28 protein-coding genes are annotated in these 26,407 nt (G+C 32.1%); 5 read left to right on the plus strand and 23 right to left on the minus strand.

Translation table 11 applies throughout. The features are described 5' to 3' along the window. Window positions 1-2: 2 nt before the first annotated feature. From priA to JV173_RS04115, 7 genes are all read right to left on the minus strand, one after another. Window positions 3-2,273 carry a replication restart helicase PriA gene (gene priA / locus JV173_RS04085; protein WP_205735016.1) on the minus strand — a complete coding sequence of 757 codons (2,271 nt, stop codon included), beginning with the start codon at window positions 2,271-2,273 and terminating at the stop codon, window positions 3-5. 64 nt (window positions 2,274-2,337) lie between these two features. Continuing rightward, window positions 2,338-2,688 (minus strand): 30S ribosome-binding factor RbfA, encoded by a 351-nt coding sequence (gene rbfA / locus JV173_RS04090; protein ID WP_205735017.1) that lies wholly within the window; start codon window positions 2,686-2,688, stop codon window positions 2,338-2,340. 1 nt (window position 2,689) lies between these two features. Then, the gene (gene infB, locus JV173_RS04095; protein WP_205735018.1) at window positions 2,690-4,537 is read right to left on the minus strand and encodes a translation initiation factor IF-2; all 1,848 of its coding nucleotides are present in this window, start codon (window positions 4,535-4,537) and stop codon (window positions 2,690-2,692) included. Window positions 4,538-4,554: 17 nt separating this feature from the next. Then, complete coding sequence (locus JV173_RS04100; RefSeq protein ID WP_205735019.1) at window positions 4,555-4,833, minus strand: L7Ae/L30e/S12e/Gadd45 family ribosomal protein; 279 nt, start codon at window positions 4,831-4,833, stop codon at window positions 4,555-4,557. After that, window positions 4,830-5,087 (minus strand): RNase P modulator RnpM, encoded by a 258-nt coding sequence (rnpM, locus tag JV173_RS04105; RefSeq protein WP_205735020.1) that lies wholly within the window; start codon window positions 5,085-5,087, stop codon window positions 4,830-4,832. The genes JV173_RS04100 and rnpM overlap by 4 nt, the downstream gene beginning before the upstream one ends. A 20-nt stretch (window positions 5,088-5,107) precedes the next feature. Continuing rightward, entirely contained in the window at window positions 5,108-6,184 is a 1,077-nt protein-coding gene (gene nusA, locus JV173_RS04110; RefSeq protein ID WP_205735021.1) for a transcription termination factor NusA, read from the minus strand. A 14-nt stretch (window positions 6,185-6,198) separates the two neighbouring features. Further along, on the minus strand, window positions 6,199-6,633 hold the full coding sequence (locus JV173_RS04115; RefSeq protein ID WP_205735022.1) for an LSm family protein: 435 nt from the start codon (window positions 6,631-6,633) through the stop codon (window positions 6,199-6,201). Window positions 6,634-6,770: 137 nt separating this feature from the next. On the opposite strand from JV173_RS04115, the gene coaD reads away from it, so the two are divergent. After that, window positions 6,771-7,253: a pantetheine-phosphate adenylyltransferase gene (gene coaD, locus JV173_RS04120; RefSeq protein ID WP_205735023.1), complete on the plus strand. Its 483-nt coding sequence runs from the start codon at window positions 6,771-6,773 to the stop codon at window positions 7,251-7,253. Between the two features lie 25 nt (window positions 7,254-7,278). Here coaD and JV173_RS04125 read toward each other — a convergent pair whose 3' ends face one another. Further along, the gene (locus tag JV173_RS04125; RefSeq protein WP_205735024.1) at window positions 7,279-8,457 is read right to left on the minus strand and encodes a helix-turn-helix domain-containing protein; all 1,179 of its coding nucleotides are present in this window, start codon (window positions 8,455-8,457) and stop codon (window positions 7,279-7,281) included. An 88-nt stretch (window positions 8,458-8,545) separates the two neighbouring features. Next, complete coding sequence (locus JV173_RS04130; RefSeq protein WP_205735025.1) at window positions 8,546-9,325, minus strand: HAD family hydrolase; 780 nt, start codon at window positions 9,323-9,325, stop codon at window positions 8,546-8,548. 105 nt (window positions 9,326-9,430) lie between these two features. On the opposite strand from JV173_RS04130, the gene JV173_RS04135 reads away from it, so the two are divergent. Beyond that, window positions 9,431-11,113 (plus strand): ribonuclease J, encoded by a 1,683-nt coding sequence (locus JV173_RS04135; RefSeq protein WP_205735026.1) that lies wholly within the window; start codon window positions 9,431-9,433, stop codon window positions 11,111-11,113. Between the two features lie 141 nt (window positions 11,114-11,254). Here the strand turns inward: JV173_RS04135 and JV173_RS04140 are convergent, their stop codons facing one another. Genes JV173_RS04140 through gmk form a run of 4 tightly spaced genes read right to left on the minus strand, consistent with a single transcriptional unit; the run spans window position 11,255 to window position 14,717 of the window. Beyond that, entirely contained in the window at window positions 11,255-12,097 is an 843-nt protein-coding gene (locus JV173_RS04140) for an exonuclease domain-containing protein (RefSeq protein WP_205735027.1), read from the minus strand. Then, the gene (uvrC, locus tag JV173_RS04145) at window positions 12,094-13,827 is read right to left on the minus strand and encodes an excinuclease ABC subunit UvrC (RefSeq protein WP_205735028.1); all 1,734 of its coding nucleotides are present in this window, start codon (window positions 13,825-13,827) and stop codon (window positions 12,094-12,096) included. The genes JV173_RS04140 and uvrC overlap by 4 nt, the downstream gene beginning before the upstream one ends. Window positions 13,828-13,876: 49 nt before the next feature. Continuing rightward, a complete protein-coding gene (gene rpoZ, locus JV173_RS04150; protein WP_205735029.1) occupies window positions 13,877-14,092 on the minus strand; it encodes a DNA-directed RNA polymerase subunit omega in 216 nt (71 codons plus the stop codon). A 7-nt stretch (window positions 14,093-14,099) separates the two neighbouring features. Continuing rightward, the gene (gmk, locus tag JV173_RS04155; RefSeq protein WP_205735030.1) at window positions 14,100-14,717 is read right to left on the minus strand and encodes a guanylate kinase; all 618 of its coding nucleotides are present in this window, start codon (window positions 14,715-14,717) and stop codon (window positions 14,100-14,102) included. 100 nt (window positions 14,718-14,817) lie between these two features. Here gmk and JV173_RS04160 point away from each other — a divergent pair, with 100 nt between their 5' ends. Continuing rightward, window positions 14,818-16,362 (plus strand): Rqc2 family fibronectin-binding protein, encoded by a 1,545-nt coding sequence (locus JV173_RS04160; RefSeq protein WP_205735031.1) that lies wholly within the window; start codon window positions 14,818-14,820, stop codon window positions 16,360-16,362. A gap of 65 nt (window positions 16,363-16,427) precedes the next feature. After that, window positions 16,428-17,030 (plus strand): superoxide dismutase, encoded by a 603-nt coding sequence (locus JV173_RS04165; protein ID WP_205735032.1) that lies wholly within the window; start codon window positions 16,428-16,430, stop codon window positions 17,028-17,030. Window positions 17,031-17,069: 39 nt separating this feature from the next. Here the strand turns inward: JV173_RS04165 and JV173_RS04170 are convergent, their stop codons facing one another. From JV173_RS04170 to JV173_RS04195, 6 genes are all read right to left on the minus strand, one after another. Then, the gene (locus JV173_RS04170; protein ID WP_205735033.1) at window positions 17,070-17,720 is read right to left on the minus strand and encodes an HAD family hydrolase; all 651 of its coding nucleotides are present in this window, start codon (window positions 17,718-17,720) and stop codon (window positions 17,070-17,072) included. Further along, the gene (ribD, locus tag JV173_RS04175) at window positions 17,710-18,801 is read right to left on the minus strand and encodes a bifunctional diaminohydroxyphosphoribosylaminopyrimidine deaminase/5-amino-6-(5-phosphoribosylamino)uracil reductase RibD (protein ID WP_205735034.1); all 1,092 of its coding nucleotides are present in this window, start codon (window positions 18,799-18,801) and stop codon (window positions 17,710-17,712) included. Before ribD ends, JV173_RS04170 begins: the two co-directional genes overlap by 11 nt. Window positions 18,802-18,809: 8 nt before the next feature. Next, window positions 18,810-19,085, minus strand: a complete 276-nt coding sequence (locus tag JV173_RS04180; protein WP_205735035.1) for a hypothetical protein — start codon at window positions 19,083-19,085, stop codon at window positions 18,810-18,812. 177 nt (window positions 19,086-19,262) lie between these two features. Beyond that, window positions 19,263-19,829 (minus strand): ribosome hibernation-promoting factor, HPF/YfiA family, encoded by a 567-nt coding sequence (gene hpf, locus JV173_RS04185; protein ID WP_205735036.1) that lies wholly within the window; start codon window positions 19,827-19,829, stop codon window positions 19,263-19,265. 3 nt (window positions 19,830-19,832) lie between these two features. Further along, window positions 19,833-20,087 (minus strand): hypothetical protein, encoded by a 255-nt coding sequence (locus JV173_RS04190; protein WP_205735037.1) that lies wholly within the window; start codon window positions 20,085-20,087, stop codon window positions 19,833-19,835. Window positions 20,088-20,230: 143 nt separating this feature from the next. Then, window positions 20,231-22,288, minus strand: a complete 2,058-nt coding sequence (locus tag JV173_RS04195; RefSeq protein ID WP_205735038.1) for an elongation factor G — start codon at window positions 22,286-22,288, stop codon at window positions 20,231-20,233. Window positions 22,289-22,437: 149 nt separating this feature from the next. Between JV173_RS04195 and yidD the strand changes: the two genes are divergently transcribed. After that, on the plus strand, window positions 22,438-22,695 hold the full coding sequence (gene yidD / locus JV173_RS04200; protein ID WP_205735039.1) for a membrane protein insertion efficiency factor YidD: 258 nt from the start codon (window positions 22,438-22,440) through the stop codon (window positions 22,693-22,695). A gap of 112 nt (window positions 22,696-22,807) precedes the next feature. On the opposite strand, the gene proS is transcribed toward yidD, so the two are convergent. The 4 genes from proS to JV173_RS04220 form a co-directional block, all read right to left on the minus strand. Then, window positions 22,808-24,235, minus strand: a complete 1,428-nt coding sequence (proS, locus tag JV173_RS04205; protein WP_205735040.1) for a proline--tRNA ligase — start codon at window positions 24,233-24,235, stop codon at window positions 22,808-22,810. After that, entirely contained in the window at window positions 24,228-25,079 is an 852-nt protein-coding gene (locus tag JV173_RS04210; protein ID WP_205735041.1) for a S1-like domain-containing RNA-binding protein, read from the minus strand. Before JV173_RS04210 ends, proS begins: the two co-directional genes overlap by 8 nt. A 52-nt stretch (window positions 25,080-25,131) precedes the next feature. After that, window positions 25,132-25,863, minus strand: a complete 732-nt coding sequence (locus JV173_RS04215) for a Fic family protein (protein ID WP_205735042.1) — start codon at window positions 25,861-25,863, stop codon at window positions 25,132-25,134. A gap of 86 nt (window positions 25,864-25,949) precedes the next feature. Further along, window positions 25,950-26,147 (minus strand): cold shock domain-containing protein, encoded by a 198-nt coding sequence (locus JV173_RS04220; RefSeq protein ID WP_205735043.1) that lies wholly within the window; start codon window positions 26,145-26,147, stop codon window positions 25,950-25,952. Window positions 26,148-26,407: the final 260 nt, after the last annotated feature.

The raw sequence follows: 26,407 nt of genomic DNA on the forward strand, positions 1-26,407 counted from the left end.
CCTTAATACCAGGTAATGTTTTTATTTATATCAATGTTGAATTCCTTAGTTGATACAAGTAAAGACTTAACTGATTCTTCTATTTTTTGATACTTCATTAATAATAAGACACGATAATGATTTTCTAACTTTAAAGGGGTTGCATCTATAGGTCCTAAAACTTGAATGTTTTCAAGTGCCAATTTGTTTTTTAAAATGTGTGCATATTGATGAACTCTCAAATAACTTTCTGCTGAAATTCTTATTTGTAAAAGTTCATTAAATGGTGGTAGTTTGGATACTTTTCGATTGGATAGTTCTGCTTTATAGAAAATGTCTTCGCTACTTAATGCACTTAAGACAAAATGGTTACTATCATATGCTTGAATTACAAGATCATCTTTCGCGATATGTTTTGCATCATTTAAGATTTTAAAACCAACTTCGTTCGCATCAAATCTTGGTAGTTTTAAGAAACTATCAGCAAGTAAAACACCAACTAAAGAAATTTTATCTTTAAAGAGTGATTTTAATGCCATTTGAGTTCCGATAAATATTTTTCTATCTTTTAACGTTGTATTTTTAATGATTTCATATGTTTCTTTTGAACTTAAGGTATCTTTATCAATTTGAATGATGGTTTCATTTGGATATACTTTGTTTAGATACGTTTTTAAAAGTTCAATCCCCGCACCAACTGGTTTCATTGAATCTTTACCACAAATAGGACAAGTCTTTGTAAAATGTTCTTGATATTTCGTTAAATTTGACCTTAACATACCGGTCTTTTCAATGTAATTTAATGGAATATCTGTTGCAGGATCTTTTGGAACATGGGAACAACTTCGACACATGACAAATCGAGATAATCCTTTTTGATTTAAAACGAGTAAACTATTTTTATTTAAAGTAAGTGCTTCATCTATTTTTTCTCTTAGAACATGACTTAACATCTTGGTATTACCAAGTTTAAGTTCTTCTTTCATATCAACTAAAGTTATCTTGGTGTCAAAGTTATCTTTCTTTAAATCAATATAAGTATAGTTACCTAAATCGATTTGATAAAAATCATTTAAGGTTTTCGTATGTGTATTTAAAAAGAGTGGAATTTGATTGATTTCAGCTCTTAAAGTTAAGAGTTTAAATGGATCATAATAGAGGCCTTCAAATGGATAATAAGCCTCATCGTGACTAAATAGAATAAAGATGCCACCTAAGTTTTTAAACTGTGTAAAAACAGATAAACGTGTTCCAATCGCAATCCTTGCATCATTATCCAATAAACTTTCTTGATTTAAATAACGTTCTTTATACGTTTGATCACTTGAAATCCCCACAACCAAAACATCTTTAAAACCTTCTTTAAATAAATCTATATAGTGGTCAACCATAAACTTTTCTGGAACGAGTACTAAGACTTGTTGACCTTGATCAATGATTTTTCTTACTGCATGTTGAATAAAGGTTCTAGAATCTTCGTTCATACCTTCAATTAAATACGTATTAAATTGATTGAACTCAATTTCATTAAAAGGTTTTTGAAGTTTATCTTTTAATGGTTTTAATTCAAGTCTTTCTGTTGTTTCATCTTCTAAACGCTTTAAAATATCCAGTTCTTCTAGACAGCCATTTTTAATTAGGGTTTTAATTGAACTTGAACCATAAATCTCAACAAGTTCTTTTTTAAGTATTTTATATCGGCCATCAAAATGACTAACAATTTCTTTATGACGATCCGTCTTAACCAAACTACCATTTTTTAAAATTAAGTATGTAATATACTCTTTTTTAACTTTAGGTGTCAAAATGGTTTCAATTTTTACATAACCTTTCTCTTCAAGACGACGTAGTTTGGGGTAAAGATTTTGATCTTTCTTTTTTAAAATGAATTCATTTTTTGTATTAAATATGGATTTTAATTCAGTATCTACGTTCTCTTCATCAAGTAATGTGATTTTTTTAATGTAATACATGAGCATGTCATTTGGAATCATAGCCTCAATTGCACTTGCAATTAACGTATTTGGAACCTTTAACATCTCATCTAGAAGTATAAAAAATTCATCACTTAAAATTGGAGTTAAATCGATGACTTCTTTGATTGTTTTAGTTGCAGCATCACTTTCATTTTTAAGTTCAACAACTAAACCTAATCTTTCAATATTATGATCAGTAAAAGGGACAATGACTCTCATCCCTCTTTTAATTGTTTCAACTTCTGTATCAGGTACAAAATAGTCAAAAACTTGATTAATTTCTTTATGTTTGATGTCAACAATGACCGATGCAATCATAAAAATCACCTATAGTTATTATAACATTTAGGACAAAAAAATATCCCAATTAAGGGATATTTAATTATTCGTTATTTTTAATCTCGTTTAAGAGTTTTGCAATATGATTTCCGTATGCTAATGCCTTATCGTATTCAAAGACTAAATCAGGAATTTTTCTGATGTCTCTAATTTTTTCTGCAAGTTTCATACGAATTTCTTTTTTGTTTATTTCTAGGAGTTCAGCAACCTTATTTAATGATGCTTCATCATCTTTTAAAATGGTGTAATAAACTTTACAGAAACTTAAGTCTTTAGTTACTTTAGTTTCAGTTAAAGTTATGTAACCAATGTTTGGGTTCTTAACTACGTTATTAACAATGTGAACAAGTTCACGGAAAATACGAGATTGTAAACGATCAGTTGTAATACTCATCTTAGTCTACCTCTACTTCCTTTTCAATAGCACACTCAATAATGTCCCCTTCTTTAATATCGTTGAAGTTAACAATTGAGATACCACATTCGAAACCTTGACGTACTTCTTTAACATCATCTTTCATGCGTTTTAGTTGTTGGAATTCGCCCTTATAGATGACAACACCATCACGAATGATTGTAGCTTTACCATCACGTCTAATGACACCATCTGTCACCATACAACCTGCAATTTTACCTACTTTACTGAATGTAAAGATTTGGCGTACTTCGGCTTGCCCAGTAACAACATCTTCGAAGGTAGGTTCTAGCATTCCTTTAAGTGCTTTTTCAATATCCTCAGTAATACGATAAACTATGTTATAAAGTCTAATTTCAACACCTTGGCTCTCAGCTAGAGATTTAACTGCAGCTGATGGACGGACGTTAAAGCCAATAACGATTGCGTTTGATGCAGATGCTAATGTAATATCAGATTCAGAAATTGAACCGACACCACTTCTTACAACATTCGCATGGAATCCTTCAATATCAATCTTTTCTAACATACCTTTTAAAGCCTCAATTGAACCTTGAACGTCTGCTTTTAAGACAAGGTTTAATACCTTAGAACCATCATCTTGTGCACCGAACATACTTTCAAGTGAAGTTGCTTTTTGTTGTTTAGAATATGTTTCACGCTCTTTAGAAGCACGTGCTTCTGCAGTTTGTCTTGCAATTTTTTCGTCTTCAAATACCATGAAGACATCACCTGCTCTAGGCACATCATCAAGACCAGTAATTTCTACTGGAGTACCTGGTAATGCCTCTGTAAAGCGGCGTTTTAAATCATCATTCATTGTTCTGATCTTACCAAATGTGTTACCACATACGATAATATCACCAATTTTTAATGTACCATTTTCAACGATCACAGTTGCAACTGCACCACGACCTTTGTCAAGTGAAGCTTCAATAACTGTACCTTTTGCAAGTCTCTTTGGATTTGCTTTTAGGTTTTCCATTTCCGACACTAATATAATAACATCTAATAATTCATCAATACCCATTTTCTTTAATGCTGAAACCATCACATAAGGTGTTGTACCACCCCAAGTTTCAGGGATTAAATCATGTGATGATAATTCACTCATCACGTTATCTGGGTTTGCACTTGGTTTATCAATTTTGTTAACTGCCACTATGATAGGCACTTTTGCTGCTTTCGCATGTTGAAGTGCTTCAATCGTTTGAGGTTTTACACCATCGTCTGCTGCGACAACTAGAATAACAATATCTGTTACTTTAGCTCCGCGTGCTCTCATCTCAGTGAAAGCAGCATGTCCTGGAGTATCAATAAAGGTAATCTTTTCCCCTTGATGTTCCACTTGGTAAGCACCAATATGTTGAGTGATACCACCAGCTTCACCAGATACTACACGTGATTTTCTAATTGAATCTAGTAATGTTGTTTTACCATGGTCAACGTGTCCCATAATGGTAATGATAGGGCTACGCTTAACTAAGTCTTTTGGATCGTCAACGATTTCCATTTCATCATATCGGGTTAAATCGGTAATAACTTCGTCTTTAACCGTATATCCCATTTCTAATGCGACAAGTTCAACGGTTTCTCTGTCTAACACTTGGTTGACAGCAGTCATCATGCCTAATCCCATTAATTTCTTAATAAGAATAGCATTTGATACATCCATCGCTAAAGCTATGTCAGAGACGGTCATTTCTGGACGATAAATCAGTTCAGTATTTTTTGGTTTATTCGCCTCTTTTGGTTTTACTGTTGGGATATTCGATTTACGAAAATCTTTTTTTGGCATTGGTTTTTTATTCTTTTTGTTATACGCCATATGAATCACAATCCTTTCTACTTCAGCAACATACTAAACCCCTTATCTTTTATTCCGATAACTTTAACTTCTTTTCTACCTAGAGCACTAGAAAGCTCTATTGAAGAAAAGTTCTCATTTAAAACGCATTGATAAGTTTTCGTTTTGTCACTGATTTTCTTTTTTGTATTGGGACCGGCATCATTAGCAAGAAGGACCATATGAAGTTCACCTTTTTGTAAGGCTTTAACGACTTCATCAGTACCGAGTACCACCTTTTTTGCACGATATGCGAGTCCAAGTGTACCTAAGTTCATAAGAGTCCTAATAACTCCTCATAAATACTATCCGGTACATTTACTTCTAGTTTTTTATCTAAAGCTTTATTTTTCTTTGCAAGTTCGATGACTTCTTTAGACAAGATTAAATAAGCTCCACGGCCATTTGCTTTTCCTTTTGTATCAACTGATACTTCGCCTTCTTTAGTTGCTACAACACGGATTAAATCTTTTTTAGGGCGTACTTCTTTTGTGACAACACATGTACGCATTGGAACTTTTTTAACTTTCATGAGAATACCTCCCAAAACAATTAGTAAATAATGCCTTCTTCTGCTGCAATTGATTCTGATTTGATATCAATACTCCAACCAGATGCTTGAACTGCAAGTTTAACATTTTGACCAAGTTTTCCAATAGCAAGTGATAATTGTTGATCTGGAACGATCGCTAATGCGCTCTTATCTTTCGGATTAACTTTAGTTACTGCAACAACTGGAGCAGGTTGTAATGAGTTTGCAATTAATTCCTTTTCGTTATCGCTCCAACGGAAAAGGTCAATCTTTTCGCCAGATAGATACTTAGAAATTTCCTTAATACGAACGCCACCTTCACCTACAGTTGCACCAATAACGTCAACATTTTCGTTATTTGAACGTAGACCAACTTTTGATCTATCACCTGGGTCGCGAGCAATACCTAAAACTTCGATTGTACCATCTTTGATTTCAGGTACATGTTCTTCAAGTAAGCGAGTAATTAAACCAACATGTGTTCTTGAAACATAAATTTTTGGTCCTTTAGGTTTCATTTCAACATCTGTGACATAAACTTTAATTCTGTCACCAATATGGAATTTATCTGTTGGTAAAGCTTCTTTCTTAGGTAACATCGTAATGACATCTTTATTGATTTCAATACGATAGATTTCTTGTTCAACATCAAGTACTCTTGCATTTACCATTTCATATTGAAGTTTCTTTAATCCTTGATAAATGTTTTCTTTCTTGATTTGATTTAAAACTTCATTAAAACGATGTTTTAAATCACGAGAAGCATTATAGTTGAACTCACCTGGTTCAATTTTAACTTCAAGTAATTCATTCGCTTTAGCTCTAGAGTTCATTTCTTTAGCATCAGCTAATTTAATGAATGTATACTTCTTGTCTAGGTCAAGATTTAGTTCACCTTCGGGTAACACAAAGTATTGACCAAAGATTAAAAGTTCATTCTTTTCTTCTCTGAACTCAACTCGGCAAGTTTGTACGCCTAATTGTTTTTTACAAGCAGCAATGAGCCCCTGTTCAAATGCGTAGTAAACTTGTTCTTTTGATAAGTCGTTATCTTCTGCGACTTCATTGATATTTTGGAAAAATGCTTTATTAATCATTTTCTTTTCTCACCTCAAAATTTGACAGCTTGTCTAATAAATTTAATATTTTCGTAACTAATTTGTAGCTTTTTAGGTCTACCTTTAATAAAGAAACTTATGTAAAGTTGATCATCAATTACATCATCAAGTGTCGCATCGCCCATGAAACTTTCTGTTTCAATATAGACATACTTTCCGATGTTTTCTTTGATTTCATCGAGTGATCTAAGTGGACGCTCGATACCTACAGTTGAAAGTTCTAAGTAGTAATCGTCTGGTAAATCATCATTGATCAGATCTAAAACTTCCATGTGAATAGGTTCTAACGTCTCATGATCCAATTCATTATCGATTAAAATCGTAAGAATTTTCTCACTCCCCATCTTCTCAATTGATATATCAAATAAGTCTAATTTGTGTTTTTCAAACACTGTTAAAACTTTATTTTTAATTAAATTTATATCCATCTCATCACTCTCCAAAAAATAAGTGAGAACTTGCCAGCCCCACTTCATCTTCATAAAAATTATAGCATTTATTTATATAAATGACAACAAATAAATTAATTATGCTACAATATTTATACAAAAGAGAGGAATTTGTAATGAGAAAAGGTGTTTATCCAGGTTCATTTGATCCACCAACACTTGCACATTTAGATATTATCAAACGCGCATCAGAACTTGTTGATGAGCTTCATGTTGTGATTGCTCAAAATCCACGTAAAGTATTTTCATTTTCAGTTGAAGCACGTGAAATTATGCTTCAAAAGATGACCAAGGATATTCCAAATGTAAGAATTGGTCACACTTCTGACTTGGTTGTTCGTTATGCTCAAGAAAATGGATTAAAAGTTTTATTCCGTGGTTTACGAAACATTGCAGATTACGAAGCAGAATATCAATTATTCCAGTTCAATAAAAACTTAAATAATGAGGTTGAGACTGTTTATCTGTTCCCATCAACAAGAAATGGATTTGTCTCATCATCCTCAATTAAAGAACTTGTTTACCATCATGCTGACATTAGTCTATATGTCCATGAGGATATCATTAATGATGTGATTAATGGTTTACCCAAAAAATAAAGCACTCCGATGAGTGCTTTTTTTCTTAACTGTTTTTAAATTTCCAATTAACTAAGATGAATATGCCTAATACAACTATCATATAAATGTTAAACAAAAAGTCCATTCCAAATGGAATTATAGAAGCTAAGGATACAAACAGTAAATAGATCACTACCGTTAGAAGTGCGACTTTTTTCTTCAAGAATGCAAGTAAACCTAAGATAGTAAATACTACCGGACCAATTAAAAGAAATAATAATGCACCAATATCATGGACACCATAGTAATTTACGTTCATCTCTAGAAACACATAAATGACACTTAGTAAGACCAATGGAAGCCATTTAAAACTTATTCTCTTTCTAATCATCATGATGATTGAGATCGTTAAGATATTAACCAAGTTTAAAACTACTAAAAATTCTATCATTCTTGATGCTTGACCAATTATTAAGAATAAAAGTAAATTTGAAATAGCAATCATCGAACCAACAAAAATAGTATCAATAGTTATTTTAAACTTATCAAAAATTGTGGGGTAATGGATCATTTTACGGTGAATTGTATTTACAATTATTATAATTAAACCTGCAATTAAACCGCTAAATAAAGCCCATAATAAATACCAGTCGAATCTAATAATGCCTATTATCCAACCATTTTGAGTTAAATAAAAATAATGCCCAGCAATATAAGGTGAATATAAGAATACGGTTAATATCTGTGCAAAATATGTCCATTTTGTTTGATTGTATAAAACTCTTTTTTCTTCATCTGTAAAAACAGATTTTTCAATAAAGAATGTTCTTAGAACAATGTATAGAATCAATCCTGCAAAATTGAATATAAGTAATGGAATTAATCCATACCAAATTGCATCAGCTTTATCACTTTTTAAGTTAATAACAAGAATGGATAAAAGTAATCCAAAGTACATTCCTATTACATTCAGATTAGAATATAACTTGAATCTTGATACATGATTCTTAGGTGATGATTGTTTCACAATACCAATTCTTTCGCCTTTTAAAAGTTCATCAACTGAAACACCTAAAACCTCTGATAATTTAGGTAGTAAGGTAACTTCAGGAAACCCTTCTCCTGTTTCCCATCTTGAGATAGCTTTATCAGTTACCCCGATTAAATCTGCTAATTCATTTTGGGTTAATCTTTTTTCTTTTCTAATACTTTGAATAAATGCTCCACATTTTTTTGCATCCATACTTATCACCTCAAGTTCATTCTAACAACCAAGAATTAAACTTCCTACCTATTAATTAAAGAAACGACTCCACGATTCGTAGAATTTGCTATAATAAGCCATTTTCTTCGAAGAAATCAAACAATTTGTCTTCTTCAATATGTGGAGCAATCAACTTTTTGATATCACTTGCTTCATCTTGCCATCTTGAGTTACCCATTAAAATACCATGGTCTGCAAGTTTAATCATTTCTAAATCATTTTGGCCATCCCCGACACAAATAAGTTCATAACCTTCATAATTTTTCATAACAATCTTAACAGCATTTTCTTTAGATATTCTTGGATACACTAAATCAACACCACCATAGTGCCAAAAATAATGTTTGAACTGTGGATATGATTTTGCAATCTTACTCAATTCTTCTTGATCTTTATGGAATACCCATAATTGGTAAACATGATTTTCTTTATAAAATTCAGGATCAACAAGTGGTTTAATTGATGTATAACCTTTTAATGCATATTCAATATGTTCATCAAATAATGAAACTGCTTCTTTATCAAATCCGACCATACCCATTGAAATACCACGTTCTTTAGTATCTTCAATAACCATTTTTACGTCATCGTCATCAATCGGATCTTCGTAAATAATTTCATCACCTTTAAGTACTACCGCACCATTAACCATGATTAAATAATCAAAAAGATGTCTATATTCATCGAGTACATCCATCTTAGAAGGTCCACGGCCAGTTGCTAGAACTAAAACGTAGTCTTTATTCTTTCTTAATGTTTCAATAAGTTTAACTGTTTGTGGTAAGACTCTTTGTTGTTTTGTTGAACGTAACGTATTATCAACATCGAAGACATATACTCTTTTCATAAGACACCTCATTATCTATACATATTGTAACACAAACAAATTACTATGAATTTTCAAATTTTAATGTATAATAAATATATAGTTTATACGATACGAGGAATTTTTATGCCAAAGAATGTATTGCTGCAAACCGGCGAAATCGGAGTTTTTGCGTTAGGTGGTTTAGGCGAAGTCGGAAAAAATACATATGTTTATGAAATAAACGATCAAATATTTATCGTCGATGCTGGAATTTTATTTCCAGATGACGAACTTTTAGGTATCGATTATGTCATTCCTGACTATCAATACTTAAAGGAAAACGAAGAACGTATCGTTGGTTTATTTATAACCCATGGACATGAAGACCACATTGGTGGTATTCCATATTTATTACGACAAGTTAAAATCCCTCGCATTTATGCATCCGGTATCGCAGTTGACTTAATTGAATATAAACTTGCTGAACATAAAAATATTACAATCCCAAAAATTGAAGAATATAAATCATATTATTCTTATAATTTTAAAGGTGTTGATATTTCATTTATCAGACTAAATCACTCAATTCCAGATATGTTTGGTATTGTTTTTAGAACTGAACATGGTCCAATTTTCCATACAGGTGACTTTAAAATTGACTACACACCAGTAGGTCCGCATGCAGAATATGATAAACTTGCAAGTTTAGGCAGTGAAGGTTGTTTACTACTGCTATCTGACTCAACCAATGCTGAACAAGAAAACTTGATTCAATCAGAGTCTAAAGTTGGTAAATCAATCAATGAACTCTTCACGAGAATTCCAGGCAGAATTATCATTGCAACATTTGCATCCAACCTTTATCGTATTCAACAAATCATTGAGGCATCCGAATTAACTGGAAGAAAAGTTGCAGTCTTTGGACGTTCTATGGAACGTGCAATTGAAGCAGGTCAACAATCTGGTTATATTAAAGCTAAAAAAGGTACAATCATTACACCTGAGGATTTGAATAAATTCACTTTAGAATCAACTTGTATTTTAGTAACTGGATCTCAAGGTGAACCACTTGCAGCACTATCTAGAATTGCTAATGGATCTCATAGACAAATTAAAACTGTGAAAGGTGACACTGTCATCTTCTCATCAAGTCCAATCCCTGGTAATCAAGATCCAATTAATAAAACAATTAATCTTTTATTTAGAAATGATGTCAACGTCATTACACACGGTCCAATTACCGATACCCATACTTCAGGTCACGGTTCTGCACCAGACTTAAAACTTATGTTAACTTTAATCAAACCTAAGTTCTTCATTCCAATGCATGGTGAACATCGAATGTTAAAACACCATAAAGCACTTGCTGTTGAATGTGGTGTACCTTCAGAAAATGTACTTATCATGGATAATGGTGATGTTGCAGGTCTAACAAAAGACACTTTAAGACATGCAGGTAGAGTTCAAGCTGCAGATGTCTATATTGATGGTACTGGCATTGGAAACATCGGTTCTTCTGTCTTAAGAGAAAGAAAAATACTTTCTGAAGAAGGTTTATTCTCAGTTGTCTTAACAATTGACGAAGAAAAGAAAACTTTAGTCAATGACCCAACAGTGATTTCTCGTGGTTTCATTTATATGAAAGGAAATGAGGAACTAACCCAAAGTCTTGCAAATGAAGTTAAACAATTAGTACTTAAGGAACTAAACAAGAAAAAATACATGGAAGCTACCCTTAAACAAACAATCATTGATTTATTAACAGATAAGATTTATGATCTAACTTTACGTAAACCAATGATTATTCCAATCTTCATGCATATATAAATCATAAGACTTCACTAAGTAGGAAGTCTTTTTTTTAATCTATTTTTACCTTTATTTCGCTTCCAATAAAGATCATTATAAGCAAGAGATAAACCTTTCATATTTGGCTCCTTAAAGCCATAAAAAAACTCCTTACTGGAGTTATTTCATTTGTGAGATAAAAGCATCAAACACATCTTTTGTAATAATCGCGTCTGTTCTAGCATCATGTGACTGGTCTTCAAGATCAGTTAAGTAATATTGTTTATATGCATCAAATAAACCTAAATCGTTCTGTAAATTGAAATAGTCTTTATGCAGTTTAAGTAAATCAATGAACATATTTTCTTTAGTTAAAGGTTGCATATGATTAATTTCATATGAAAAATTTAAAGCTTGAATATCATTTTTACCCCAAACAACAATTTGAGGCTTAAATTTTGATACTATTTCTTTTAATCCTTCATAAAAATATTTATACGTTTTAGCTGTATTAAAGAAATGTTCTTCATCCAATTTTAAAAACTTAATCGTTCTTTTGTTGATTGCTGAGTCATGTTTTGGACGAATATAATAACCTTCATCCACTAATACATCACCTGCTTTATTAGAAAGTACATAACCAGCTTGAATAATTTCTGGAATAAATTTTTCAGGTCCATATCCTGGCATGCTCATTTCAAGATCCAAGAATAAAAAATACTTATATTTCTTTAAAACTTTCTTCATATCTTTTCGAAGTTGTTCAAGATCATATAAAACACGTTTAGGTTTTAAATTAATGATTTCTTTAAAGTATGAAACAGGGTACACCTTCATCGGATGCCCTTCAAATTTTCTTACTTGTAAATCTTTTACTTCAAAATCAACAAGTTGATTCACTTTTAATATTGGAAAGAAAGTTTTTGCAAGTCTATTTGATAAATAAAATGCTTCTTTTTTTCTGTTAATAATACAGTAGAATAACTTTTTCTTTTCATCAATGTCATGGATAAATGTTTTCATGAAAGTCCTTCCTTGATGGCTTTGATGACTTTATCAGGTAAACCTATTTCGCGCAGTGCTTCCACAGATGCACCTTTTATTTCATCAATGGATTTAAATTGTGTCAGTAGTTTTTTCTTTCTTGTTGGTCCTAGACCTGGAATTGAATCTAAGACTGAAGTGTAGTCTTTTCTATTTTTTGTATCTTGGTGGAAAGTAATCGTAAATCTATGGACTTCTTCTGAAAGTTTGCCTAAGAACTGAAATAATACATCTTTTTTATCCAGTAATGTCACTTCACCATTAAAAACATAACCTTCTAATTGGTGGAATTTATTTTTCTTTAAACCGAGAATTGGTACATCTAAACTGAGTTCGGATAAGACCTCTGTTGCAGCAGAAACTTGTGGTTTTCCACCATCAACACAGACTAAATCAGGTAAACGTTGTTTTTCAATTAGAAGTCTTTGGAATCTGCGATATAAGACTTCCTTCATCGATTGATAATCATCATTGGTTGAAGTCTTTAAATGAAACTTACGATACATCTTACGTTCAAAATGATTATCTTTCCAAACAATCATACCACTGATCGGTGCTGTACCAAATAGATGCGCATTATCAAACACTTCGATATAATTAACAGTTCTACCTACGACATTCGATAAACTTTCCATCTGTTCATTCATTTTTTCAGACTTTAATCTATAAAGTTTAAAGTAATGAGTTAAGTCTTCTATAGCGTTCTTATGTGCTAAATCAATTAACTTTTTCTTATCACCAATTTTTGGAACAGTTACTTTTTGACCAAAATAAACTTTTAAACTTTCAATATCAATTTGTTGGTCAAAAACAAGTTCATCAGGTAGTAAGAATCTTTCATAATAACTCTTAAGATACGATAAGAATGTTTCTTTAGGATCATCCATAAAAGATAAGACTTGCTGATGAGAATCAAAAATTCTACCTTGACGCATCATTAAAATATGAATTGCAAGATCATCTTCATTTGCTGCAAAAGAAATAAAATCTCTATCTTTATAATCATTTAATGAGACAATTTGTTTTTCAGTTGTTGCTTCAACTGCACGAATCATATCACGATATTCTAAAGCTTTTTCAAATTCAAGTGCTTCAGATGATGCCTTCATTCTTTCTTTAAGTTCATCTAAAACTTCTTTGGTATCACCTTTTAAAAACTGTGTAATCCTCTTGATGTTTGGTTGATAATCCACATGCTCATGTGCACACGGACCCAAACATAAACCTAAATGATAATACATACATGGTTTTTTACCAATTGGATTACAACGTCTTAATGGATAAAGTTTTTGAAGTAACTTAACTGTTTCTTTTGCAGAATATGCATTTGGAAAAGGACCAAATAACTTTCTATCTTTATCAACGGATTGATAACGAGATACAACGAGCATTGGGTCTTTTTCATTAGTGATTTCGATATATGGATAACTTTTATCATCAATTAAACGAATATTATAAATTGGTGCATGTTTTTTAATAAGGTTAAATTCTAAGAGTAAACTTTCAGTTTCAGAATTCGTTACGACATAATTAAAATCTCTGATTTCAGAGACTAACTTTTGAGTTTTCGCATTATGCGAACCAGTGAAATACGACTTCACGCGGTTTTTTAAGTTTTTAGCTTTACCAACATAAATTACATCACCTGCTTCATTTAACATCATGTAACAGCCTGGTTCAGTTGGTAGTAATGCGAGCTTTTCCTTCATTAAATCACCTAAATTTATTATACAATAATAACTCTAAAAAAAATCACGTTCATTCTTCGAACGTGATTTTAACTCTACCATTAATGATTTCTTCTAGTGCCTTACCAACAGTTGTAACACTTTTAGCATCTTTGATGTCTAATCTTTCTGATTCAATAATGTGTGCAACTTTACTTGCAGCATAAACTAATTTATATTTAGAATCAATTTTGCTAAGTAATGCATCGATAGATGGATAACGTAATCCTTCTTTGTTTGATTTCATAAAATCATCACTCCTCTAACATCTTTAGGTAATTATGAATTGTGCGTTCAGTTCTTGCGTGTTCCGCACGAATGATTGCCATAATACGATCAGCAGCATTGTTTACATCGTCATTAACTACAATATAATCGTATTTATAAGCCAGTTTAAATTCTTTTTCTGCTTTTTGGAATCTCTTATCAATTAATTCTTTATTTTCGGTTCCACGTTCAACTAAGCGATCATAAAGTGCTTTCTTGCTTGGTGGAACTAAGAATATAAAGACAGCATCTTTCATTCTTTCACGAACTTGAAGTGCACCTTCAACTTCAATTTCAAGAACAACTTCTTTACCTTTGTTTAACATCTCTTCAACTTTATCAATTGGTGTACCATAATAGTTTCCAACAAATTCAGCCCACTCTAAGAAACGTTTTTCTTTAATACTCTGTTCGAAAGATTCACGGTCAACGAAATAATAATCGCGTCCATCAACTTCACCTTCTCTTGGTGGTCTTGTTGTCATTGAAACTGAGTATACAAGATTATGGTTAGTCATGTTGAAAAGTGCTCGGCGAACTGTTCCTTTACCGACACCAGATGGACCTGATATGACGATGAGTAACCCACGTTGGTTTAATTTCATTTGCTTCTCCTAACTCTCGCTTAATTTATTATATCTAATAATAAAATCAATGTAAATAGTTTCAGTAACTTTCATGATATAGTATTAATGAGGTAACATTATGGCATTAGACGGAATTTATTTACATCATATCAAAAATGAAATAGAAAAAGAAATTTTAAATGCAAGAGTTGAGCAAGTTTGGGCTTCAGGGCTCTATTTTGTCATGCAATTATACAAAGAAAAGCAAAGACATTACTTAACTTTCAACTTAACTGCAAACTTCACTTCGGTATATCTATCAAATAAACCAGTTGATAAGGTAGACACTTCAAATTTTTTAAATAGTTTAAAGAAACATTTAACTGGTGGTATTCTAAAAGAAATCACACAATTCTCATCTGATCGTGTGCTTATTTTTAAATTTACTGTGTATGATTTCATTTTAGGTCCAATAGAAAAAACATTGATTTTCGAAGCAATGGGTCGTCACTCTAACTTAATCCTTTTAGAAGATAATAAGATTATTGATTTATATAAGAGAATGTTTGTATTAGATGGACGTCATATGGTTCCAAATGCAACCTATGAATTTTTCAAAACCGAGAAATTAGATGCAAGTACTTATGAATTTAATCCATTACTTACACCAAAAGAAATTTCAGAGAAATATTTAGGTATATCGCTTCGTCTAGCAAAATACTTAGCAGAATATCCTGTAAAACCTTATGATATTAATATTGAACCTACACTTTCATTAAAAGAAAATAAGAGTTACTTCTTCAATCTCTTTGAAGGTGAGACTAAAGTTTTCGATTCTTTATCTGAAGCTTTAGAAAATCGTATCATGGAAACTAAAGATGATAAGTTACCATATACTACTTTTATTAAAAATCAGCTAAAGAAACTAGAAAAGAAACGTGACCAATTGCTTAAACAAAAACATGATGCTGAACTTCATTTATCAGATAAAGATAAAGGGGATCTCATCTATGCATCTGGTTTTGATTTAACATCTAAACTTTCACATGTTGAAGGTTTAGAACTCGATAATCAAAAGAGTTTGTCACAAAATGCTCAAGGATTTTATAAGAACTATCAAAAAGCTAAACGTGCATTAAATTTCATCGAAAATGAACTTCAAAATGTTTACGGACAATTAGAAATCTTTAATACATTTATGTCTGAATTAAACCTTGCAAGTAAACATGAACTGAATGATTTTAGAGAGTTATTTATTCCTTATGGTTATTTAAAACAATCTTTAAAATCAAACAGACCAACTAAACATAAAGTTGAGATTTTAACAATTAGAGATCAGGATGCAACTTACTACATTGGTAAAAATAGTCTTCAAAATGGAAAAATCATAAATGACTTAGGAACAGCAAAAGACTTCTGGTTCCATGTCAAAGATGCGCCAGGTTCACATGTACTTGTGAAAACTGAAAGTCTAAATGAACCAATTATTAGAAAAGCTGCAAGTCTTGCTGCATACTTTTCATCTTTACGACAATCCTCATCAATCCCAGTTTTATATACTCAATTTAGAAACGTCTCGAAGATGAATGGAAAACCAGCTTCTCTTGTCAAGGTGAAGGGTGAAAAAACCATCTTTATCGACATTGATGAAGAACAACTTAAATCATTTTTAAAAAATGCTTAAGGTTTGTAAAATATTGACTTTTATCGTAAGATAAAGGTGAACTAAATTTATAGGAGGAAACTATTATGGCATATCAATTACCTGCATTACCATATGCATACGATGCATTAGAACCATTCATTGACGCTAAAACAATGGAAATCCATCACGGAAAACACCATGCTGCTTATGTAACAAACTTAAACGCAGCACTTGAAAAACATCCAGAATTAAAAGCTGAAACAATGGATGATTTAGTAGAATTATTAAAAGATTTAAACAAAGTCCCTGAAGACATCAGAGGCGCAGTTAGAAATAATGGTGGTGGTCATTTCAACCACGCATTCTTCTGGCCATTATTAAAGAAAAATGACGGTGCTAAACCATCTGGTAAATTAGCACAAATGATCGACCGTGATTTCGGTTCATTTGAAAAGTTCCAAGAAGCTTTCTCAAATGCAGCTAAGACACGTTTCGGTTCAGGTTGGGCTTGGTTAATTTTAGCTGGTGACAAATTAGTTGTTACTTCTACTCCAAACCAAGATACTCCACTTGCAGAAGGTAAACCACTGCTTGGTTTAGATGTTTGGGAACATGCTTATTATCTAAACTATCAAAACAGACGTCCTGATTATGTTGCAGCATTCTTCAATGTTGTAAACTGGAAAGCTGTTGAAGCATTATTATAATTTCTACAAAGAAAAAGTGCAGAGCAATCTGCACTTTTTTTACTTAATAACCTCAATTAAATCTTTTATATCAGAGATTGTATAGGTTGCATCCTTGAATTCTTGAGGGTTTCCATAACCATATAAACATCCACAAGTATCTAAATTATTAAGAATACCAGCATTCATGTCATGTATTCTATCACCAACAACTAGAATTGGTTTTGGAAGATCATCCAAAACAGTTTTTAAAATGTCTTCTTTGGGAATGTAGTCATACATTTCACTGACCATAAAGTAATCGAAGTATTTATCTAACCCAAAATTCTTTTTATGAAATTCCATGTAATATGTTTTAGAGTTAGAAAGGTATACAAGTTTGATACCTTCTTTTTTTAAATATTCTAAAACTTCAATAGAGTTCGGATAGAGTTTTGCATCTCCTTTTAGAATTCTTGCTCGCATCTCTTCACCAACTCTAGCTGATGCAACTTTTATGACATCTTCAGATAATGCTGGTATAAACGATGCCCACATTTCTTTAGGATTCATTCCAAGAAATGAAGTGACTTCATTAACTTTCCAATCTCTTTTTGGTTGATGACCTGCTTCAACAAGTTCTTCATATACTTTCATAAAAGCAGGATAGTATATATGAATACTTTCATGTAATGTACCATCATAGTCAAATACAATTGTTTTATATTTCATTGTTGTCCTTCTTAACTAATCCTTCGATTAAGATATCTTGATCGAAGAACTGCATTCTAATATCTTCAAGTAAATGTGCATTTTTCATCAAAGATACACCTTCACCTGAAACTGGTGTCAGCGCATTTCTACCACCAATTAATTTTGGTGAAATATATGCATAAACTTTATCAACTAATCCTTCGTCTAAGAATGTTCCATGGGTATAAGCTCCACCTTCAACAAAAATTGAGTCAACACCTTCATCACCAAGATTAATTAATAATTGTCTTAAATCTATTTTATCCATCTTGATAATTCTTACACCTAAGTCAACTAAAGTTTGATCAAACTTTTCTGAAACCACCCAAGTTGGTTGTTCGTTTGCAGTCTTTACAACAAAACTTTCTTTCGGAATTTCAAGATTAGGGTCAAGTATGATTCTAATCGGTTGTTTTGCATCACGTTCTAATCTAACATTTAAACTTGCATCATCTTTAATAATTGTATTTACACCTGCTAAAATTGCCATATATCGAGCTCTTAACTCATGCACATGATGTCTTGCTGCTTCATTTGTGATCCATTTTGAATCAAAATCTTTAGTTGCAAGTTTACCATCTAATGTCATTGCATATTTCATTGCAACAAATGGTCTTCTTGTTGTAATATATTTGATAAAAATTTCATTTACCCTTTTAATTTCATCAGCCATAAAATTGTATTCAACTTCAATGCCAGCAGCTTGAAGTTTTTTAATGCCATTCATGTAAACTACTGGATTTGGATCAAGCATTCCAACGATGACTTTTTTAATTTTTTTATCAATAATTGCATGCACACATGGTGGTTGTTTACCAAAGTGACTACATGGTTCTAATGTTACAAAAATCGTTGCACCAGTAACATCTTCAGTTGCATTTAGAAATGCATTCACCTCTGCATGTGATTCACCAAATCTTTGATGATAACCTTCACCTATGATTCTGCCATCTTTAACAATGACTGCACCAACTAAAGGATTTGGATTAACAAATCCTTCACCTTTATATGCAAGTTCTATTGCACGTTTCATATACATTTCTTTTTCGTGTTGTTCCATATCATCACCTACATATCTATTTCACGATAACCTAGATAATCTCTAAAAAATCGTCTAAAATCATCTTTATTATTTTTACGGACTCCAGCACTAAAGAACCTAAAAGTGTGATTAAAATGATCCACTTCTAAAAATTTTTTTATATCATTCAAATAGTATATCTCACGGAATTCACCTCGATAACGTGTCCAATTATCTAGTGTAATTGATTTATTTGTTTCTATATCTTGGCTACATAAATGCCAAATGCGTGAGTTTTTAATACCAAAATCGGTTCGCTGCATGTAATCCCCTTGTTACTTTGAATTATAAACATGATAACTCATTATTTGATGATAATCAAATATAAGTGTTTACTAACTTAATTTTACATCACAATAGTAAAAAGCACATTGCTGTGCTTTTGATGATTTAAATTGAAAAGAGAAAAAAGGTGCATCTTAAAGATACACCTTCAAAGTTTATTTTAGTTTAGTTACTTCTGGGGTTGCATGAATGACTGCATAATCCCCGTCTTCTCTGCGATACACAATTTGTGGATCAAATGTTTCTAAATCAAGGAAGATGAAGAAGTCATGGCCAGATAATTCCATTTGAGCAATTGCATCATCAACACTCATTGGTTTAATAGCAAACTTCTTTTGTTTTACGAGACTTGAAGCCTTAACTTCTTTATCCATTGCTTCAGCATCAAATTCTTTACTAAATGCTGGGTTCTTACCACCTTTTTCAAAGTGATGACGAATTTTCGTTTTATGCTTTCTAATTTGTTGTGAAAGTTTATCAACAGATTTATCGATTGCTGCATACATATCAGGATCTTTGACTTCACTTCTTAAAAGAACGTAAGGCGCAGGGATCGTGACTTCAACTTTCGAAAAGGTTTTATACACACTTAAGACGACTCTGACGTTATCAATTGAACGTGCATCGAATAGACTAATAATTTTATTCAATCTCTTCTCAATGTAGGCGTTAATTGATTCCGTCGGTTGAAATCCGTTTTTTCCAATAATCTCGTATCTCATATTTTATTCCTCCTTACAAATATTTGTAAATATAATGAGATGACCAATATTTAATTTGTCAAAAAGTTCAATCCATTTAGGTGTAAGATATTCTATATAAATTGCATCTATCTTACCACTTAATTTAAAATATGCCTGATAAAATGGTCTAAAATATTCTAAAGTGCTATCAATAGGTTCGATATTTTCATGCAATAATTCGAATACATGTAGTAAACCACCATTGACAGGGATAACAAAGTACGGATAATAATTCATCTTACTTTGAAAACAGGTATGACATATTTTAAAATCAATTTTTCGTTCTAAATTAATGAAACTTCTTTGAATTGTTAGTTCTTTACCACATAAAATACATTGCATAAGATCACCTATACAATAGTATCTTTTTTTACTTCATTTTACTTTTTATATTGTTCGACTATTTTTGGAATAATTTGAGCAGGTACTTCATCATAACGAATGAATTCACGTTCAAATCTACCAGAACCTTGGGTCATTGCTTTTAGATCAATTGAATATGAAACAACCTCAGCTTCAGGTGCTTCAGCAGTAATAATTGTGTAACCATCTTGTTGGTCCATACCTAGGATACGTCCACGGCGTTTGTTCATATCCCCCATGACATCTCCAACATAAGCTTCTTTTACTTTAATTGTTAATTTAAGAATCGGTTCTAAAATCGTTGGTTGAACTTTTTCTAATGCTGCTTTCCATGCAAGATCAGCAGCGAGTACGAATGAAATTTCATTACTATCAACATCATGATAAGAACCATCAAATAAGGTTGCTTTAACCTTAATAACAGGGAACCCTGCTAAAGGACCTTTCTCAAAAGATTTTAATAAACCTTTTTCAACTGCTGGGAAATAACCTTTAGGAACTGCACCACCAACAACTTCAGATCCAAACTCAAAATCTTGTTCAGTTGGTTCAAATCTAATATAAACATGACCAAATTGGCCTGCTCCACCAGATTGTTTTTTATGTTTACCTTCACCTTCACCTTTACGTTTAATGGTTTCTCTGTAAACGATCTTTTGATCCTCATAATCGATACCAACTTTATACATGTTTTTCATTCTTTCAACAATATATCCGATATGAGATAAACCATATCCACCAATTAAAAGTTGGCCTGTTTCTTTATTTCTTTGGATATCAAAAGTAGGATCTTCAATGTTTAACTTAGTTAAAGCCATTGAAATTTTATCTTCGTCTTTTTCATTATGTGGAATAATTGCCTTATAGATGACAGGTGTTGGCATTGGTACTTTATCAAATACAATTCGATTTTTAGGATCAGAAATTGTATCATCTGTTCTAAATTGTTCAACTTTAGTTAAGACAACAATATCACCGGCATTGGCTTTTTCAACTGGAATTTGATCTTTACCAAGTAAAGTCATCAAACCATTGATTTTAATCACAGAGTCACTGCCAGAATGATAAACTTCATCGCCATTCTTTAAAGTACCTGAATTGATTTTGATAAATGAAAGTGTGCCAATGAATGGGTCAACCATGACTTTAAAAATGAACCCACTAAATGGTGCTTCACTTACTGTTTTAATTGATACTTTTTGTGAGGTTTGAAGATTCGTAGCTTCTAATTCTTTTAATTCATCTGGTGATGGTGAAAAGTCAATTAACATCTTAAGCATGGTTTCCATACCAATATTCTTAAGTGAAGATCCGACTAATACTGGTGTTAATTCACCATTAATAATTGAATTATGAAGTGCACCTTTCACTTCATCAAGTGAAATTTCTTCACCACCTAAATATTTATCTAGTAATTCTTCTGAGGTTTCAGCAACAGATTCCATGATCATTTCACGAAGTGCATTCACTTTAGGCATTTTTTCTTCCCAAATTTCAGCATCGACGCATTTTTCACCATCATAGATTCTTGCTTTCATTTCGACAACGTTAACGAATCCTTCAAAATCTTCTTTTCGTCCAATTGGATAAGTAAATGGAACTGCACGTTTACCTAATTTTTGGCGAATATCTTCAAGTAAGTTTTCGTAGTTAATATTTTCTTTATCCATCTTATTGATGAATAATACTGCTGGAATGTGGTGTTTTCTAATTTCAGCCCATACCATTTCAGTACCTACTTCAACCCCTTTGGTTGCATCAATTAAAATGACTGCACCTTTAACAACTTCGAGTGCATGATAGAGCTCACCGATGAGTTCATCGTTACCAGGCACATCTAAGAAGTTAAGTTTGCAGTCATTGAATTCTACAGGTATTAAAGATGTTTGCATAGAAGATCCCTTAGCCTGTTCTTCAGATAAAAAATCAGACTTGGTATTCTTCTTTTCGACTTCTCCTTTTTTACTAATTACCCCCGAAACATAGAGTAGACTTTCGACAAGTGTAGTTTTACCACTACCTTGGTGTCCGAGAAGTGCGATGTTTCGAAGGGCATCCGTTCTATAGTCCTTCATAAGTCCTCCTTAATTGTATGCGTTTACATTGTACTTTTATTATAACATACATTTATTTTTGAAGTAAGTGATAAGATAACTAATGTTTTAGCGAGGTAAATAATTATGTTATTTACTTTTTTAAAAACATAAGTTGTATAATAAGTTGTATGAAAAAATTAGCTATCAAAGCCATTCGTTGGTACCAAAAAAATTTATCAGGTGGTAAAATGCACAAGTGCCGACACAATCCAACTTGTAGCAATTACGCCATTGAAGCTTACGAAAAACATAACTTTGTTTATGCTTCTTTTTTAACGACTAGACGTATCCTAACTTGCAATCCTTTATTCAAACCAAAATACGATCCGGTTCCAGAACCAAAACGCAAAAAGAACTTAAAAGATTTAGAAACCAAAATAGATTAGAAATCTACTTTTTTGATTCTTTCACCTTTATAATTAATTCAAATTCTAACTTTCTCATACTAAAATAAAAGACTGCTCACTTTGATAAAATGAACAGTCTATTTTATTTAAATTAATATGCTCTTGCAAAAAGAATTGTTGTAGTTGCAGGGTTACCTGTCACTGGACAAGTCTCTGTAACAAGTGGTTCATTGACAATAACACGTGCAGTTGCACCGGTTTCTGCTTTGATTTGAATTTCAGCATCTTGACCAGATACTGACATTTTAATGTAGCCCCCTTGTTTTAAATATGATTTAAATTCATCATATGATTTAGCAGTAAAGGTGTGTGATTCTACATGCTTAACTGCATTTTGATACATTTCTTCATGCATCTTAGCCATCGCTGGTTCTACAAATTCTAATACATCTTCTACTGCAAGTAATGATTTTTCTCTTGTATGACGGAAGACAACTTGAACATTACCTTGTTCTAGGTCACGTGGGCCAACTTCAATACGAAGTGGTACACCTTTCATTTCATACTCAGCAAATTTCCAACCTGGTGACTTCTTAGAATCATCAAGTGAAACTCTGATACCGCGCGCTTCTAAATCTGCTTTCAATTTATTAGCAGTGGCGGTAACTTCTTCATTTGCTGCAATAGGAATAATTACGACTTGAGTTGGAGCAAGGTATGGTGGTAAGACTAAACCTTCATCATCACCATGAACCATAATGACTGCACCGATTAATCTTGTTGATACACCCCATGAAGTTTGGTAAGCAAGTTCCAATTCATTGTTGGTATTTGTAAACTTAATGCCAAATGCTTTAGCAAATTCTTGACCAAAATAGTGTGATGTACCTGATTGTAAAGCTTGTCCATCATGCATTAATGCTTCAATTGAATAAGTTTCAAGAGCACCAGCAAATTTTTCTTTTTCAGTTTTTCTACCTGTAACAAATGGAATTGCTAAAAGCTCTTTACCTAATTTTTCATAGATATCTAACATTTTTAATGTTTCAGCTTTAGCTTCTTCAGCAGTTGAATGGACTGTATGTCCTTCTTGCCATAAGAATTCTTTACCTCTTAAGAATGGACGTGTTGTCTTTTCCCAACGAACAACTGAACACCATTGATTGTAAAGTTTTGGTAAATCTCTATGTGATTTAACAATCTTCGCATAGTGTGTACCAAATAGTACTTCAGATGTTGGTCTAATCAATAATCTTTCAGCAAGATCTTCAACACCGGTTGTTGTAACCATGGCAACTTCAGGTGCGAAACCTTCAACGTGTTCTTTTTCAATTTTGAATAATGATTCTGGAATTAACATCGGCATGTAAACATTTTGATGTCCAGTTTGTTTGAATTTTTTATCTAAGTAACTTTGAATGTTTTCCCAAATTGCATAACCGAGTGGGCGATAAATAATAAAGCCTTTTGCATCTGAATAATCCATTAATTCTGCTTTTAAACAAAGGTCTGTATACCATTGGGAGAAATCAACGTCGCGAGATGTAATGCTTTCAACTAATTTCTTGTCTTTACTCATTTTCTTTCACCAAATATGTCTTTCCGTCTTTAAAATTAATTTTGCGTTTTTTATATAATAAGCCAAGTGCACGTTTAAATGCTTTTCTAGATAAACCAAAAGTTTCTACAACGAGTTCACTTTCAGTATCAGCAGTATAAGGCATAACCCCACCATGTGATTCTAAATATTCTAAAATCATATTCGAATCATCTAAACGCACTTCTTCTTTAAATTTACTTAAACTACCTTCATAACCTTGTTTAGTTTCATAAGTTACTTTAACAGAAACTGGTTCCCCTAAGCGATATGAATGTCTTGTGTTTGATTTTTTAACTAAAATAATGTTACCTGGCGCAGTTAGTATAAAGTATCCAATATTACCAATACCTTGCACAAAACCTTCAATTTCTTCACCAATTTCAAGGTTGCCTAATACCACACGGAATTCTTGTGGCGGAACAAGTCTTGCTGTCATTCTAGTTTTAATTTTTAAGTCAACATAAACTTTATCACCAACTTGTGGCCATAAAGATTCATCTTTAGGTAAATCATCCTTAGATAAAAGTACATCTTTTGAAATACCTAAATCAAGAAACACACCTAAATTAGGGCTAACTGAAACAACCTCTAACTCACCGGGGTCTCCAACAGTGATTTTTGGTCTGCTTAATGTTGCTGCAAGTCTACCTTTCGCATCATAGTATAAAAAAGCCTCAACTAAGCTGCCTTTCTTTAATTCTTCGCGTCCGGATTCATTGACATGAAGAAAGACTTCTTCACCTTTCTCATCCTTTAAACTGTATGCGATATCTGTTTTACGATCAACTTTTAAGGTATTGATCTTACCAATCATTAATGCCATTTTAATCACCTAACTTATTATAACATAATAAAAAAATCCAGTTAAGGATTTTTTAGTTTTCAAGATAATCAATATATTTTTCGTAAGAATCAAGTAAAAGTGTGTAAATGTAGTTTACAAATGGTGAGATATCCTTCTCTACTTTGAAGGTGTCTAAATGTTGTAAATAAAGATCTTTTTGATCAACAGGAATTGAGAATGGCATATACCCATCAAAGATTAGAATGTAATTTAAAACGAGTCTTGCAAGTCGTCCATTACCTTCTAAGAATGGATATATTTTAAAGATCGTTGCATGTGCAAATGCACCTTTTTGAAGTGCAGTACCTTTAAAATGTTCAAGGTCATAAAAGAATTTAGCCATTCGATCGTAAACTTTTACATAATCTGGTGGTTGATGCATTGAACCAGGTAATTGAATATTTACTTTTCTGTAATGACCTCCAACAAAAATACCTTCAACTAACATTTCATGTAAGTCTTTTAATATTTCTTCGTCAAGTCTTCTTCTTGAAACACACAGTTTAAACACATGTGAGAATGCGTTTAGATAATTTAACGCTTCTTTTTGTTCACGTTCAGGCAGAGATGTCACAATTACTTTCTTTTCTAAGAGATTAGAACAATCTTCAAAAGATAAAGCATTTTTCCCGTCAATTGTAATGGATTCATAGACAAACTTTTTAACAAATTCGTTTAGTAAACGATTAAACTTTTCTTCGCCTACTGATTCACGCAATTCATTAAAATGTAATCTATCTACTTCCAAGAGATCATGATTCATTGTTATCGCCCCTTTTGACTTCATTATAGCAAACTTTTTGTAAAAAAAAGAGGTTTACGAATAAACCTCTTATTTCAATTAGCGAATTAAACTTTTAATACGCTTGCAGCTTGATCGCCACGGTCGCTTGATTTGATTTCAAATTCAACCGCATCGCCTTCTGCTAATGATTTGTAGCCATCAGCTTTGATTGCTGAATAGTGAACAAATACATCTTTACCGTTTTCAGCAGTGATAAAGCCGTAGCCTTTACCTGCGTCGAACCATTTAACAGTACCCTTCATTAAATGCGTTACTCCTTCTTCGTATCCAAACTCTCGTCCAGACTAATTCTTTTGGTTTTCACCTACAATCATTATACACGGTATTTATACAAATAACAACAAAAAACATTTACAAAAAATTTTATTTCAAAATAACATCCAAAAAAACTAATTTATTGGCTTTAAATAGACAATATAAGGAATTTTTGAGATTCTACTTCAATAATGTTAAAGTAAGTAAATTAGAATCTAAAAAATTAGGGCTTTATTTTTAATAAAGT

Origin of the sequence: Acholeplasma equirhinis (assembly GCF_017052655.1) — a bacterium.
In the GTDB taxonomy this organism is placed as follows: domain Bacteria; phylum Bacillota_I; class Bacilli_A; order Acholeplasmatales; family Acholeplasmataceae; genus Acholeplasma; species Acholeplasma equirhinis.

Coding starts and splice junctions, on each gene's coding strand:
- JV173_RS04100 (WP_205735019.1), bottom strand. CDS start 4,833: ATGAACTTAGGTACACTTGGACTCGCATATCGTGCAAAAAAGGTGGTA.
- JV173_RS04135 (WP_205735026.1), top strand. CDS start 9,431: ATGCCAAAGAATGTATTGCTGCAAACCGGCGAAATCGGAGTTTTTGCG.
- JV173_RS04125 (WP_205735024.1), bottom strand. CDS start 8,457: ATGGATGCAAAAAAATGTGGAGCATTTATTCAAAGTATTAGAAAAGAA.
- JV173_RS04190 (WP_205735037.1), bottom strand. CDS start 20,087: ATGAATTATTATCCGTACTTTGTTATCCCTGTCAATGGTGGTTTACTA.
- uvrC (WP_205735028.1), bottom strand. CDS start 13,827: ATGAAGGAAAAGCTCGCATTACTACCAACTGAACCAGGCTGTTACATG.
- JV173_RS04140 (WP_205735027.1), bottom strand. CDS start 12,097: ATGAAAACATTTATCCATGACATTGATGAAAAGAAAAAGTTATTCTAC.
- nusA (WP_205735021.1), bottom strand. CDS start 6,184: ATGATTAATAAAGCATTTTTCCAAAATATCAATGAAGTCGCAGAAGAT.
- proS (WP_205735040.1), bottom strand. CDS start 24,235: ATGAGTAAAGACAAGAAATTAGTTGAAAGCATTACATCTCGCGACGTT.
- gmk (WP_205735030.1), bottom strand. CDS start 14,717: ATGAAATTAAACCAACGTGGGTTACTCATCGTCATATCAGGTCCATCT.
- hpf (WP_205735036.1), bottom strand. CDS start 19,829: ATGAGATACGAGATTATTGGAAAAAACGGATTTCAACCGACGGAATCA.
- JV173_RS04220 (WP_205735043.1), bottom strand. CDS start 26,147: ATGAAGGGTACTGTTAAATGGTTCGACGCAGGTAAAGGCTACGGCTTT.
- JV173_RS04180 (WP_205735035.1), bottom strand. CDS start 19,085: ATGCAGCGAACCGATTTTGGTATTAAAAACTCACGCATTTGGCATTTA.
- ribD (WP_205735034.1), bottom strand. CDS start 18,801: ATGGAACAACACGAAAAAGAAATGTATATGAAACGTGCAATAGAACTT.
- JV173_RS04115 (WP_205735022.1), bottom strand. CDS start 6,633: ATGGATATAAATTTAATTAAAAATAAAGTTTTAACAGTGTTTGAAAAA.
- coaD (WP_205735023.1), top strand. CDS start 6,771: ATGAGAAAAGGTGTTTATCCAGGTTCATTTGATCCACCAACACTTGCA.
- yidD (WP_205735039.1), top strand. CDS start 22,438: ATGAAAAAATTAGCTATCAAAGCCATTCGTTGGTACCAAAAAAATTTA.
- priA (WP_205735016.1), bottom strand. CDS start 2,273: ATGATTGCATCGGTCATTGTTGACATCAAACATAAAGAAATTAATCAA.
- JV173_RS04210 (WP_205735041.1), bottom strand. CDS start 25,079: ATGGCATTAATGATTGGTAAGATCAATACCTTAAAAGTTGATCGTAAA.
- JV173_RS04170 (WP_205735033.1), bottom strand. CDS start 17,720: ATGAAATATAAAACAATTGTATTTGACTATGATGGTACATTACATGAA.
- infB (WP_205735018.1), bottom strand. CDS start 4,537: ATGGCGTATAACAAAAAGAATAAAAAACCAATGCCAAAAAAAGATTTT.
- rbfA (WP_205735017.1), bottom strand. CDS start 2,688: ATGAGTATTACAACTGATCGTTTACAATCTCGTATTTTCCGTGAACTT.
- JV173_RS04165 (WP_205735032.1), top strand. CDS start 16,428: ATGGCATATCAATTACCTGCATTACCATATGCATACGATGCATTAGAA.
- JV173_RS04195 (WP_205735038.1), bottom strand. CDS start 22,288: ATGAAGGACTATAGAACGGATGCCCTTCGAAACATCGCACTTCTCGGA.
- rpoZ (WP_205735029.1), bottom strand. CDS start 14,092: ATGAAATCAAACAAAGAAGGATTACGTTATCCATCTATCGATGCATTA.
- JV173_RS04130 (WP_205735025.1), bottom strand. CDS start 9,325: ATGAAAAGAGTATATGTCTTCGATGTTGATAATACGTTACGTTCAACA.
- rnpM (WP_205735020.1), bottom strand. CDS start 5,087: ATGAAAGTTAAAAAAGTTCCAATGCGTACATGTGTTGTCACAAAAGAA.
- JV173_RS04215 (WP_205735042.1), bottom strand. CDS start 25,863: ATGAATCATGATCTCTTGGAAGTAGATAGATTACATTTTAATGAATTG.
- JV173_RS04160 (WP_205735031.1), top strand. CDS start 14,818: ATGGCATTAGACGGAATTTATTTACATCATATCAAAAATGAAATAGAA.